General features: G+C 71.9%; 11 protein-coding genes. 10 read left to right on the top strand and 1 reads right to left on the bottom strand.

Going from position 1 to position 12,123, the window contains the following annotated elements:
- Position 1 precedes the first annotated feature (1 nt).
- The gene (locus tag ACIGDI_RS11050; protein WP_200701593.1) at positions 2-976 is read left to right on the top strand and encodes an ABC transporter ATP-binding protein; all 975 of its coding nucleotides are present in this window, start codon (positions 2-4) and stop codon (positions 974-976) included.
- Complete coding sequence (locus ACIGDI_RS11045; RefSeq protein WP_399893798.1) at positions 969-2,030, top strand: ABC transporter ATP-binding protein; 1,062 nt, start codon at positions 969-971, stop codon at positions 2,028-2,030. Before ACIGDI_RS11050 ends, ACIGDI_RS11045 begins: the two co-directional genes overlap by 8 nt.
- A 110-nt stretch (positions 2,031-2,140) precedes the next feature.
- On the opposite strand, the gene ACIGDI_RS11040 is transcribed toward ACIGDI_RS11045, so the two are convergent.
- Positions 2,141-4,282, bottom strand: coding sequence for a prolyl oligopeptidase family serine peptidase (locus ACIGDI_RS11040; RefSeq protein WP_399893795.1), 2,142 nt, complete (start codon positions 4,280-4,282; stop codon positions 2,141-2,143).
- Between the two features lie 187 nt (positions 4,283-4,469).
- On the opposite strand from ACIGDI_RS11040, the gene ACIGDI_RS11035 reads away from it, so the two are divergent.
- The 8 genes from ACIGDI_RS11035 (at position 4,470) to ACIGDI_RS11000 (ending at position 12,035) form a co-directional block, all read left to right on the top strand.
- Complete coding sequence (locus ACIGDI_RS11035; protein WP_142142280.1) at positions 4,470-4,664, top strand: hypothetical protein; 195 nt, start codon at positions 4,470-4,472, stop codon at positions 4,662-4,664.
- A gap of 19 nt (positions 4,665-4,683) precedes the next feature.
- Positions 4,684-5,550 (top strand): N-acetyl-1-D-myo-inositol-2-amino-2-deoxy-alpha-D-glucopyranoside deacetylase, encoded by an 867-nt coding sequence (gene mshB, locus ACIGDI_RS11030; protein WP_399893791.1) that lies wholly within the window; start codon positions 4,684-4,686, stop codon positions 5,548-5,550.
- A complete protein-coding gene (locus ACIGDI_RS11025; RefSeq protein WP_399893788.1) occupies positions 5,547-5,957 on the top strand; it encodes a DUF6113 family protein in 411 nt (136 codons plus the stop codon). Before mshB ends, ACIGDI_RS11025 begins: the two co-directional genes overlap by 4 nt.
- Positions 5,958-6,111: 154 nt before the next feature.
- Positions 6,112-8,442, top strand: a complete 2,331-nt coding sequence (locus tag ACIGDI_RS11020) for a hypothetical protein (RefSeq protein ID WP_399893785.1) — start codon at positions 6,112-6,114, stop codon at positions 8,440-8,442.
- Positions 8,443-8,570: 128 nt separating this feature from the next.
- Positions 8,571-9,500 (top strand): ABC transporter ATP-binding protein, encoded by a 930-nt coding sequence (locus ACIGDI_RS11015; protein ID WP_399893782.1) that lies wholly within the window; start codon positions 8,571-8,573, stop codon positions 9,498-9,500.
- Positions 9,497-10,228, top strand: coding sequence for an ABC transporter permease (locus ACIGDI_RS11010; protein ID WP_399893779.1), 732 nt, complete (start codon positions 9,497-9,499; stop codon positions 10,226-10,228). Before ACIGDI_RS11015 ends, ACIGDI_RS11010 begins: the two co-directional genes overlap by 4 nt.
- Positions 10,229-10,233: 5 nt before the next feature.
- Complete coding sequence (locus ACIGDI_RS11005; protein ID WP_399895227.1) at positions 10,234-11,424, top strand: sensor histidine kinase; 1,191 nt, start codon at positions 10,234-10,236, stop codon at positions 11,422-11,424.
- Positions 11,421-12,035, top strand: coding sequence for a response regulator transcription factor (locus ACIGDI_RS11000; RefSeq protein ID WP_200701585.1), 615 nt, complete (start codon positions 11,421-11,423; stop codon positions 12,033-12,035). The genes ACIGDI_RS11005 and ACIGDI_RS11000 overlap by 4 nt, the downstream gene beginning before the upstream one ends.
- Positions 12,036-12,123 lie beyond the last annotated feature (88 nt).

Raw genomic sequence — 12,123 nt, 5'->3', positions numbered from 1 at the left:
CATGCTGCTCGAAGTGCGTGACCTGCACGTGGAGTTCCGGACCCGGGACGGGGTCGCCAAGGCCGTCAACGGGGTCGACTACAGCGTGGACGCGGGCGAGACGCTCGCCGTGCTCGGCGAGTCCGGGTCCGGCAAGTCGGTCACCGCGCAGGCCGTGATGGGGATCCTCGACATCCCGCCCGGGCGGATCACCAGCGGCGAGATCCTCTTCCAGGGCAGGGACCTGCTCAAGCTCAAGGAGGAGGAGCGCAGGAAGGTCCGCGGCGCCGAGATGGCGATGATCTTCCAGGACGCCCTCTCCTCCCTGAACCCCGTCCTGACCGTGGGCGACCAGCTCGGCGAGATGTTCATCGTGCACCGCGGGATGTCCAGGAAGGACGCGCGGGCCAAGGCCGTCGAGCTGATGGACCGGGTCCGCATCCCGGCCGCGGCGGCACGCGTCGGGGACTATCCGCACCAGTTCTCCGGCGGTATGCGCCAGCGCATCATGATCGCCATGGCGCTGGCCCTGGAGCCGGCCCTCATCATCGCCGACGAGCCCACCACCGCCCTCGACGTCACCGTCCAGGCCCAGGTCATGGACCTGCTCGCGGACCTGCAGCGCGAGTACAACATGGGGCTGATCCTCATCACCCACGACCTCGGCGTGGTCGCCGACGTCGCGGACAAGATCGCCGTGATGTACGCGGGCCGGATCGTGGAGTCGGCGCCGGTGCACGACATCTACAAGGCTCCCGCCCATCCCTACACGCGCGGCCTCCTCGACTCCATCCCGCGCCTCGACCAGAAGGGCCAGGAGCTGTACGCGATCAAGGGTCTGCCGCCCAACCTGATGCACATCCCGCCGGGTTGCGCCTTCAACCCGCGCTGCCCGATGGCCCAGGACGTGTGCCGGACCGACGAGCCGCCGCTGTACGAGGTCGACGAGGACCGGGGCAGTGCCTGCCACTTCTGGAGGGAGTGCCTCCATGGCTGACCGGTCCGAGCCGATCCTCGAAGTGAGCGGGCTGGTCAAGCACTATCCGCTGACCCAGGGCATCGTGATCAAGAAACAGGTCGGCGCCGTCAAGGCGGTCGACGGTGTGGACTTCACGCTCCACAAGGGCGAGACCCTCGGCATCGTCGGGGAGTCCGGCTGCGGCAAGTCGACCGTCGCCAAGATGCTCGTCAACCTCGAGCGGCCGACCCAGGGGCTGATCAAGTACAAGGGCGAGGACATCGGCAAGCTGTCCGCCAGGGCCCTGAAGGCCGTCCGCCGCAACATCCAGATGGTCTTCCAGGACCCCTACACCTCCCTCAACCCCCGTATGACGGTGGGCGACATCATCGGGGAGCCGTACGAGATCCACCCCGAGGTGGCACCCAAGGGCGACCGGCGCAAGAAGGTCCAGGAACTGCTGGACGTCGTCGGCCTCAACCCCGAGTACATCAACCGCTATCCGCACCAGTTCTCCGGCGGCCAGCGCCAGCGCATCGGCATCGCGCGCGGGCTGGCGCTGCGCCCGGAGATCATCGTCGCCGACGAGCCGGTCTCCGCGCTCGACGTCTCCGTGCAGGCCCAGGTGGTCAACCTCCTCGACCGGCTGCAGAGCGAGTTCGAGCTGAGCTACGTCTTCATCGCCCACGACCTGTCGATCGTCCGGCACATCTCCGACCGGGTGGGCGTGATGTACCTGGGGCGGATCGTGGAGATCGGTCGGGACGAGGAGATCTACGACCACCCCACGCACCCGTACACCCAGGCGCTGCTGTCCGCCGTCCCCGTGCCCGACCCGGAGGCCCGCGAACACCGGGAGCGCATCATCCTCACCGGCGACGTCCCCTCCCCGACGAACATCCCCTCCGGCTGCCGTTTCCGCACCCGTTGCTGGAAGGCGAAGGAGCGGTGCGCGCAGGAGGTGCCGGCGCTGGCGGTACCGGCGGAGTTCCGGCACACCAGCGGCCCGGCCGCGCACGCCTCCGCCTGCCACTTCGCGGAGGAGAAGCAGGTGGTCCCGCCCGAGGAGGCGCAAAGCAACGGACCGGGGTGACATGGCGCACCCCGGTCCGTTCACGGCACCCGCACGGCCGTACGTTCTTCAGAGTGGCGCGTCCGTATATCGGGACCGGGTCGGCCAAGTTGCCTGCGTGTTAACGCGGTTCATGCGTTTTTGTGCGGTTGTGCGAGCCCCAGCGACCGCTTGAGGAAGTCGACCTGGAGCAGCAGCAGGTTCTCCGCGACCTGTTCCTGCGGGGTCATGTGCGTCACCCCGGACAGCGGCAGCACCTCGTGCGGACGGCCCGCGGCCAGCAGGGCGGAGGACAGGCGCAGGGCGTGCGCGACGACCACGTTGTCGTCCGCCAGGCCGTGGACGATCATCAGCGGGCGGTGCGGTTCGGCGGGCGCCGACAGGCCGTCGTCGGTGACGAGCGAGCTGTTCGCGTACGCCTCCGGGCTCGCCTCCGGGTCGCCCAGATACCGCTCCGTGTAGTGCGTGTCGTACAGCCGCCAGTCGGTGACCGGGGCGCCGGCGATGCCCGCGTGGAAGACGTCCGGCCGGCGCAGCACCGCCAGGCCCGCCAGCCAGCCGCCGAAGGACCAGCCGCGGACGGCCACCCGGGAGAGGTCCAGCGGGAAGCTCTTCGCGAGGTCCTGCAGCGCCTCCACCTGGTCGTCCAGGGAGACGGTGAAGTCGCCGTGGACGGCCTTCTCCCAGGCGGGGGAGCGGCCCGGGCTGCCCCGCCCGTCGGCGACGACCACCGCGAAGCCCTGGTCGGCGAACCACTGCGAGGTGAGATGGGCGTTGTGCGCGGCGACCACGCGGGGTCCGTGCGGACCGCCGTACGGATCCATGAGCACCGGCAGGGGGGTCTCACCGTCGTGATCACGGGGGAGCAGGACGGCGCACGGGATGCGCCGTGCGCCCCCCTCGGTGAGCCGCACGCGCGGGGACATACCGGGATCTTCCGCGTACGAGGCGATCGTCGCCGTGTGCTTGTCGCCGCGCAGCACCCGCACGCGGGCGCCCGGCCGGTCCAGTGCGGCCGACGCCAGCACGGTCACGCCCCCGGCGCGCACCGCGGAGTGCACGCCGGGTTCCTGCGAAAGGCGCTCCACTCCGAGTTCGTTGACGCGATAGACGTGCACCTCGCCGACCTCGGCGGCGCCCTCGGGGGCCTCCTCGCCGGCCGAGGCCGAGACCAGCACGTCCTCGGCCGTCACGTCCAGGACCGCGCGGACGTGCAACTGCGGTCCAGTCAGCGGGCGTTCACCCACCGCGAGCACTCGCGCGCCGCCCTCGTCGGCGATCCGCACGAGCTGCCCCGAGGGGCTCCAGCAGGGGACCCCGGGGAAAAGATCCAGCCAAACTGGATCTTCGTCCGCGTGCACCAGCCGGGTCGCCCCGGTGCCCGGGTCCACGGCCAGGTAGAGCTGACTGCGCTGGTCGCGCGCCTGTACGAGCAGCAGTGGCGCTCCCGCCTCTGACCAGTGAACATGCGCCAGATACGGATAGCGCGCCCAGTCCCAGACCACCTCCGTGCGCGACCCGTCCAGGCCGATCACGAACAGCCGTACGTCCGCGTTGTCGGTGCCCGCCGCCGGATACGGGACGTGCTGTGGATCACGTTCCGGATGGGCAGGGTCGGAGATCCACCAGCGCCGCACCGGCGTGTCGTCCACGCGCGCGACCAGCAGCCGGTCCGACTCCGGCGACCACCAGAAGCCCCGCGAACGGCCCATCTCCTCGGCCGCGACGAACTCGGCGAGCCCGTAGGTGACGTTCTCCGACTCCGGCTCCGCGAGCGCCCGTCCGCCCTCCCCCTCGGCGCCCACGACCCGCAGGGCGCCCCGGGCGACGTACGCGACGAACCGGCCGTCGGGGGAGGGGCGCGGGTCGATCACCGGTCCCGGAGCGGGCAGTTCACGTGCCGTGCCGGCCCTCAGCTCGGCCGTGAAAAGCCGCCCTGACAACGCGAAAGAGGCCAACTCCACGTCCGCGTCGGTGGCATAGCCGACGATGCCCGCACCGCTCTCGCGGCTGCGTTCGCGGCGCGCCCGCTCCTCGGCGGACAACTTCTCGTGATCCCCTCCGAGCAGGGCGCGCGGATCGGCCGCGACGCGCTCCCGGCCCCCCGACACATCCAGCACCCACAGGGAACTCGCCCTGTCGGTACCGGAGGTGGAGCGCAGGAACACGACACGGGCGCCGTCGGGCGCCACCGTGAAAGCCCGCGGCGCGCCGAGGGTGAAACGCTGGGTGCGCGCGTGCCGGCGGGGGAAGGAGTCGGACCTCGTCGTCATGGACCGACCATATTGGCCATGCGCCCCCTTGTGCGGCCGTGCGCCGATCGATGCGCAGGCCCGGATAGTTATGATCACTAGCGCATAGTGGGTATGAACCTGCTGGTCCTTGTGGATTTATCTGCGAGGAATGCGTTGCCCCTTGGTCCGACCCCCGCGTACTTGGGATCTTTGGAGGTGAGCCGCCGTGGCACTCTCGATTTCGGCGGTGGTGCTGCTGGCGATCGTCGTCTTCCTGTTGGTCAAGAAGTCCGGACTGAAGGGCGGGCATGCGCTCGTCTGCATCCTGCTGGGGTTCTACCTCGCCTCATCGACCGTCGCACCCACGATCAACGACCTGACGACGAACATCGCCAGCATGATCGGCAGCATCAAGTTCTGACATGCGTAGGGTGGGGGCCATGACGGAATCCCCCGCCCGGCGCCTCCTCCTGGTGCACGCGCACCCGGACGACGAGTCGATCAACAACGGCGCGACCATGGCCAGGTACGCGGCCGAGGGTGCCCGGGTGACCCTGGTCACCTGCACGCTCGGCGAGCGCGGCGAGGTCATCCCGCCCGAGCTGCGCCACCTCACCGGCGCGGCCCTGGGCGAGCACCGGCTGGCCGAGCTCACCGCGGCCATGGGCGAGCTGGGCGTCGAGGACTTCCGTCTGCTCGGCGGCCCGGGCCGCTACGGCGACTCGGGAATGATGGGCATCGCCGACAACGACGACCCCGCCTGCTTCTGGCAGGCGGACGTCGACGAGGCCGCCGCCCTGCTCGCCGAGGTGATCCTGGAGGTGCGCCCCCAGGTCCTCGTCACCTACGACGAGAACGGCGGCTACGGCCACCCCGACCACATCCAGGCCCACCGTGTCGCCATGCGCGCCGCCGAACTGGCCGCCGCACAGGGCTGGGAGATCCCCAAGGTGTACTGGAACCGGGTGCCCCGGTCGGTCGCCGAGGAAGGCTTCGCCCGGCTCGGGGGCGAGTTGTCCGGTACGCCCTTCTCCAAGGCCGCCGCCGTCGACGACGTACCGGGCGTGGTGGCCGACGACCGTGTCACCGCCGAGATCGACGGCACCGCGTACGCGGTCGCGAAGGCCGCCGCGATGCGCGCGCACGCCACGCAGATCGACGTCGCCCCGCCGTACTTCGCCCTCTCCAACGAACTCGCGCAACCCCTCTTCACCACCGAGTACTACGAGCTGGTGCGCGGGAAGGCCGCGGCGGAGAGGGAGAACGACCTGTTCGCCGGGCTGGTTTCCGGCAAGGAGGAGTCATGAACGACCGCGGCTCCGCGCTCGCCCAGCCCCTGCGGCCCCCGTCCGCGGGGCGGGTCCTGCTCTACCTCGGCCTCTTCCTGCTCGGCGCGGTCGTCGGGGCGGCCGGTTCGCTCGTGCAGGCCGGCTGGTTCCCCGGCGGGCTGCTGCTCGCGCTCGCCGGCGAGGCCGGGCTCTGCCTCGGCGGCGGATGGGCCGTCCGCGGCCGGGGCGGGGCCGTCGCGCCGGCCGCCGGCTGGATCGTCGCCGTCATCCTGCTCACGGCCACCCGGCCCGAGGGCGACTTCCTTTTCGGCGCGGGAGGCGGCTCGTACCTCTTCCTCCTCGGTGGCATGGCCGTTGCTGTGATCTGCGCCACCATCGGGCAGGGGCGGCAACCGGGTGGCGGTGACGCCCGACTTGGCAAGTGACGTACCACTTCGCCATTAACCGTGCGTGGGAGTCCCGTGTGGGTTTCCCCGGCGGTCGTGGGATACGGGCCAGAAGTGGCCAGTATGGTGGTGCGCGCCGCCGAGCTGCCCGTGAGGTCGTGTCGGGCGGTGGAGCCAACCGGGAGAACCTGCCTTGAGTCGTGAAACTGACACTCCGTCCTCCGGGCCCAACGGGCGCGGCGGAGCCGCATACCCGTCGGGGACGCCCCCGTACGGGACCCCCACGGCTTCCGATGCCGGTGCGGACGCGGCCCGTTCGGCCGAGCGGCCGGAGGAGCGCAAGACCGAGACCACGCTGACGACCCGGATCCGGATCAACATCCCCGGGTCGCGGCCCATCCCGCCGGTCGTCGTGCGCACGCCCGTGGCAGAGGCCGAGGGCGGCTCCGAGGAGACCGGCCAGACCGAGCTCCCCACGTCGGGGACGACCCAGACCATGGGCGTCGTCGAGGCCCCCGCCGAGCCGGCCGGGCCCGCCGACGAGAAGACGAGCGACTGGTTCGCGCCACGCAAGTCCGGTCCGGCCAAGGGCGGTCAGGGCGGCGGCGCCACCAACGGCGCCGGATTGCCGGGCGGTTCGGCCCCCGCCGCGGGCGCCCCGGCGGCCGGCGCGCGTCCGTCCGGTCCCGGCGCGGCCCTGCCCGGCGGTTCCCGGCAGGGCGCGGGCCGCCCCGGTGGTGTGGTCGGCTCCATGAGCGTGCCCGGCGGCGCACGGCCCGGCGGGACGAACGGCGCCGGACTCCCCGGTGCGACCGGCGGACCGGTGGCTCCCGGACACGGCGGCGGCACCGGCTCCTTCGACGTGACCGAGGCGCTGGCCGCGGGACCGCTCGGCGGCAACGGCACCCGCAACGGCGGTGAGCCGCGCCGCGACGAGCTGCCGTACTTCGCCGAGGGCGACCGCGGCGGACAGAACGGGCACAACGGCCAGAACGGTCAGGGTGGTTACGGCGGCCAGGGCGGCGCCAACGGCTTCGACGCCCCGGGCGGCCAGGGCGGTCCCCAGGGCCCCGCGGGCCCGACCGGCGGCCCGGTGACCGGCGACGGCCCGAAGGTGCCGCCCATCGGCACCGGTCCCTCCGGCTTCGCGGGCCCGTCCGGCCCCGGCACGGGCACCGGCCCGCTGGGCCCCGGCGCCGGCCACGGCCCCCTCGGTCCGGGCGCCGACACCGGCGCGGGCCCCTACGGCCCGGGCTCCGGCAACGGCCCCCTCGGTCCCGGCTCCGGCATCGGCGTCGGCCCCCAGGGCGCCGGCCTCGGCCCCGGCGGCGGCCTCAGCGACGACACCGCGATCCTCACCCCGCAGAAGCCGGCCCCCGAGCCCGGCCCGCAGGGCTACCCGGCCCCCGACAACATCTCCGGGCAGACCGTCACCAGCGGCATCCCGGTCGTGCCGCCGGGCGCGGGCTCGCCGTTCGGCCAGAGCGAGCGCCCCGAGGGCGCGGGGCCGCACACGCCCCCGAAGCTGCCCGAGCCGAACTCGCAGAAGCAGAAGTCGTCCGCGTCCTCCGCCCCGAAGAAAAAGAAGGGGCGCAACAAGCTGGTCCTTCTCGCCGGCGTGGTGATCGTCGTCGGCGTCGGCGCGTACGGCGCCGGGCTGCTGATGAACCACTCCGACGTCCCCAAGGGCACCACCGTGCTGGGCGTCGACATCGGCGGCGGCACCCGCGACGACGCCGTCAAGAAGCTCGACGCCGCCTTCGGCGACCGGGTCGACAAGCCGCTGAAGCTGTCCGTCGGCGGCAAGACCGTCGCCCTCAAGCCGGACCAGGCGGGCCTGCAGTTCGACGAGCAGTCCACGGTCGCGAAGGCCGCGCAGGCCGACTACAACCCGGTCTCCGTCATCGGCTCCCTCTTCGGCAACCACCGGGTCGTCGACCCGGTCATGCCGGTCGACGAGGAGAAGCTGAACGCCGCCCTGCAGTCCGTGGCCGGCGGCTCCGGCTCGATGACCGAGGGCACGATCAAGTTCGAGTCCGGCAAGGCCGTCGCCGTCTACGGCAAGGCGGGCAAGGGCATCGACCCCGCCAAGTCCGCCCAGGCCGTCGTGGAGGCGTACCGCAACCAGGTCGGGACCGGCTCCACCGACCCCGTCGCGGTCGTGACCACGACCAAGCAGCCGACGATCTCCAACGCCGAGGTCGACCGCGAGATGAAGGCCTTCGCGAAGCCCGCGATGTCGGGGCTCGTCACGGTCAAGACGGACACGGGCGTCACCCTGCCGCTGAGCCCGCAGAACTCCCTGTGGAAGTTCCTCAGGGTCGAGGCGGTCAACGGCAAGCTCGTCGACAAGCCGGACCTCAACGCGCTCAAGCAGCTGTACGGCGGTCAGTTCGACGGCGTCCTGATCACCCGCGGCACCGGCAAGAAGACGGCCGTCACCCCGCAGGACGTCTACGTCGCACTGCGCCAGGCCCTGCTGAGCAAGACCAACCGGGTCGGGGTCATCCAGACCAACCCCTGACGTCAGGCCCGCGAAGGGGGCACCCGGCACTCGCCGGGTGCCCCCTTGCGTCGTATGACATCTGTCATCCGGCAGTCAGGACCGCCGACACTGCCGGGGCCCGGGCCCTCGCGGCCACGATGGATCACATGACGACGACAGCGAAAGCGGCCACCGGCACCCCGGTGGTCGGCTTCGACCAGGTGAGCAAGACCTACGGGACCGTACGGGCCGTCGACGGGCTGACCCTCGCCCTGCACCCGGGGGAGACGGTCGCCCTGCTCGGCCCGAACGGGGCCGGCAAGTCGACCACCCTGGACCTGCTGCTCGGCCTGAAGAACGCCGACAGCGGCTCGGTACGGGTCTTCGGCACCAGCCCGCGCGAGGCCATCGTCGCCGGGCGCGTGGGCGCCATGCTGCAGAGCGGCGGGCTGATGGACGAGGTGACGGTCGCCGAACTGGTCCGGCTCGGCTGCGACCTGCACCCCAGGCCGTACAAGGTGGCCGACGTCCTCGCCCGCGCAGGCATCACCCAGATCGCCGACCGCAAGGTCAACAAGCTCTCCGGCGGCCAGGCCCAGCGCGTCCGCTTCGCCCTCGCCACCGCCGGCGACAGCGACCTGATCGTCCTGGACGAGCCGACCACCGGCATGGACGTCTCCGCCCGCCAGGCCTTCTGGGCCACCATGCGCGAGCAGGCCGACCAGGGCCGGACCGTGCTGTTCGCGACCCACTACCTGGAGGAGGCGGACGCGATCGCCGACCGCGTGCTCGTCCTGCACCGGGGACGGCTCCTCGCGGACGGCACCGCGGCCGAGATCAAGGCGAAGGCCGGGGCGCGGCGGGTCTCGTTCGACCTGGAGGGCCCCATCGACGAGGCGGCCCTGCGCGACCTGCCCTTCCTCACCTCCCTCGACGTTTCAGGCCAGACCGTCCGCATCCAGTCCGCCGACGCCGACGCGACCGTGCACGCCGTCTACGGCCTCGGCCTCTACCCCCGCAACCTCGAAGTGGCCGGGCTCGGCCTGGAGCAGGCCTTCGTCGCCATCACCGCAGCCGAGGAGGCCAAGCAGTCGTGAACAGTCTCATCAAACTGGAACTCACCCGTGCCCTGCGCAACCGCAGGTTCCTGTTCTTCTCGGTGATCTACCCCTCGGTGATCTTCCTGCTCGTCTCCAACCAGAGCGGGAACGTCGACGGCTCCGGCCTGAGCGTCGCGAAGTACGTCATGGTCTCCATGGCCTCCTTCGGCGCCCTGACCGCCGTCCTGATGGGCAACAGCGAACGCATCGCCAAGGAACGGGAGGGCGGCTGGGTACGGCAGCTGCGGCTGACCACGCTGCCCGGGCGCGGATACGTCCTCGCCAAGACCGCCGGCGCCGCCGTGATCAGCCTGCCGTCGATCGTGGTCGTCTTCCTGGTCGCCGCCGCCGTGAAGGACGTACGGCTCGACGCCTGGCAGTGGTTCGCCCTCACCGGCGCCATCTGGGCCGGCAGCCTGGTCTTCGCCGCCCTCGGCGTCGCCATCGGCTACCTCGCCTCCGGGGACGCGGTCCGCCCGATCACGATGATCGTCTACTTCGGCCTGTCGATCCTCGGCGGCCTGTGGATGCCCTCGTCCACGTTCCCGGGCTGGCTGCAGGACATCGCCAAATGGCTGCCCACGCACGCGTACGCTGCCCTCGGAAGGGCCATCGAGCAGAGCCAGGCCCCGCACGCCCAGGACATCGCCATCCTCGTCGCCTTCTTCTTCCTCTTCGCGGGCGGCGCGGCCTGGCTGTACCGGAAGGACACGCTGAAGGCGTGAGCACGATGACGGACGACGGGCTGCCCGAGGAACTCCGGGCCGAGAACGCGATCCGGGTGGGGCAGCCGCCCCGCAGCCGGGCCGAGGCGATGCGCAAGATCGTCTGGATACTGCCCTGGCTGATCTTCCTCGGTTCGCCGGTGCAGGACCTGAACTCCGGCCACCACACCCCCGCCGCGACCGCGGCGGGCTGGGTGGCCCTGGCCTGCTTCACCGGCGTCTATCTGACCCTGGTCTTCCGGAACATGGGCCGGCCGTTCTCCGGCGGGGCCGTAGGGGCGTTCGTCGCCCTGCTCGGCGCGCTCGCCGTGGCCCTGACCCTCACCCTCGGCGGCAACTGGATCGGCCTGTTCGTGTACGTCTCCGTCGCCTGCGGCGCCACCCTGCCGCAGCGCATCGCGTACTGGGCGGTCGGGGCGAACACCCTGGCGATGATCCTGGTCGGACTGCGCGTCGGCGAGGACGACTGGAGCCTGGTCCTGGTCGTGCTGCTGCTCGGCTTCGCGATGATGGGCGTCAAGCAACTGGTGCGCACGACGGTCGAGTTGCGCAAGGCGCGCGCGACGGTGGCCCAGCTGGCCGCCAACGAGGAGCGGCTGCGGCTCGCCCGCGACCTGCACGACCTCCTCGGCCACTCCCTCTCCCTGATCACGCTGAAGAGCGAGCTCGCCGGCCGGATGCTCCCCGACCACCCCGACAAGGCGGCCCAGCAGGTCGCCGACATCGAACAGGTCAGCCGGCAGGCCCTCGTCGACGTCCGGGCGGCCGTCTCCGGCTACCGGCGCACCCGCCTGACCGACGAACTCGCCGGCGCGCAGGTCGCCTTGAAGGCGGCCGGTGTCATCGCCGAGGTGCCCACCGAGCCGGACCTCACGGACGTCCCGGAGGAGAGCGAGTCCGCCCTCGCCTGGGCGCTGCGCGAGGCGGTCACCAACGTCGTACGGCACAGCGGCGCCACGCGCTGCACGGTGGAGCTGCTGCGCCGCCAGACCTTGGACGGCGCGGTGCTCGAACTCTCCGTGGAGGACAACGGCTCGGGCGGCTCCGGCAAGGGCCCCGGCAACGGGCTGACGGGCCTGACCGAGCGGCTGGAGAAGGCCGGCGGCACCCTGGAGGCGGCCCGTGTCAGGAAGGGCTTCCGGCTGGTCGCCCGCGTCCCCCTGGGCGCCGCACCGGCCGTAGGATCCGGTGCATGAGCCCTACGATCAAGGTGCTGCTCGCCGAGGACCAGTCGATGGTCCGCGAGGCCCTGGCCGCCCTGCTCGGCCTGGAGGACGACATCGAGGTCGTCGCCCAAGTGGCGCGTGGCGATGAGGTGCTGGCCGCGGTGCGCGAGCACGAGGTGGACGTGGCCCTCCTCGACATCGAGATGCCGGGCTGCACGGGCATCGAGGCGGCGGCCCAGGTCCACAAGGCCCTGCCGGCGGTGAAGCTGGTGGTCCTCACCACCTTCGGCCGCCCCGGCTATCTGCGCACCGCGATGGAGGCGGGCGCCGACGCCTTCCTGGTGAAGGACGCTCCCGCCGCCCAACTGGCGCAGGCGGTACGGAAGGTGCTGGCGGGGGAGCGGGTCATCGACCCGACCCTGGCGGCGGCGGCCCTGGCGGAGGGCGCCAACCCGCTGACCGACCGCGAGCGCGAGGTGCTGCGCGCGGCGGCCGACGGCTCGACGAACGCGGAACTGGCCGCGGCCCTGCACCTCTCGCAGGGCACGGTCCGCAACTACCTCTCCACGGCGATCCAGAAGCTGGCGGTCCGCAACAGGGCGGAGGCGGTGCGGACAGCGCGGGAGAAGGGCTGGCTGTAACCCCCAAGGGGCGCGGGGAACTGCGCGACAAGCCACGACGAACCCGCACCCGCGCTGCCACCGAAGCCCCTCCGGCGAACCGGCGAAC

It is taken from the genome of Streptomyces sp. NPDC085900 (assembly GCF_044540925.1).
Classification (GTDB): domain Bacteria; phylum Actinomycetota; class Actinomycetes; order Streptomycetales; family Streptomycetaceae; genus Streptomyces; species Streptomyces gilvifuscus.
This window is presented reverse-complemented; position numbering and strand designations above follow the sequence as displayed.

Coding starts and splice junctions, on each gene's coding strand:
- ACIGDI_RS11040 (WP_399893795.1), bottom strand. CDS start 4,282: ATGACGACGAGGTCCGACTCCTTCCCCCGCCGGCACGCGCGCACCCAG.
- mshB (WP_399893791.1), top strand. CDS start 4,684: ATGACGGAATCCCCCGCCCGGCGCCTCCTCCTGGTGCACGCGCACCCG.
- ACIGDI_RS11050 (WP_200701593.1), top strand. CDS start 2: ATGCTGCTCGAAGTGCGTGACCTGCACGTGGAGTTCCGGACCCGGGAC.
- ACIGDI_RS11000 (WP_200701585.1), top strand. CDS start 11,421: ATGAGCCCTACGATCAAGGTGCTGCTCGCCGAGGACCAGTCGATGGTC.
- ACIGDI_RS11015 (WP_399893782.1), top strand. CDS start 8,571: ATGACGACGACAGCGAAAGCGGCCACCGGCACCCCGGTGGTCGGCTTC.
- ACIGDI_RS11005 (WP_399895227.1), top strand. CDS start 10,234: ATGACGGACGACGGGCTGCCCGAGGAACTCCGGGCCGAGAACGCGATC.
- ACIGDI_RS11045 (WP_399893798.1), top strand. CDS start 969: ATGGCTGACCGGTCCGAGCCGATCCTCGAAGTGAGCGGGCTGGTCAAG.
- ACIGDI_RS11025 (WP_399893788.1), top strand. CDS start 5,547: ATGAACGACCGCGGCTCCGCGCTCGCCCAGCCCCTGCGGCCCCCGTCC.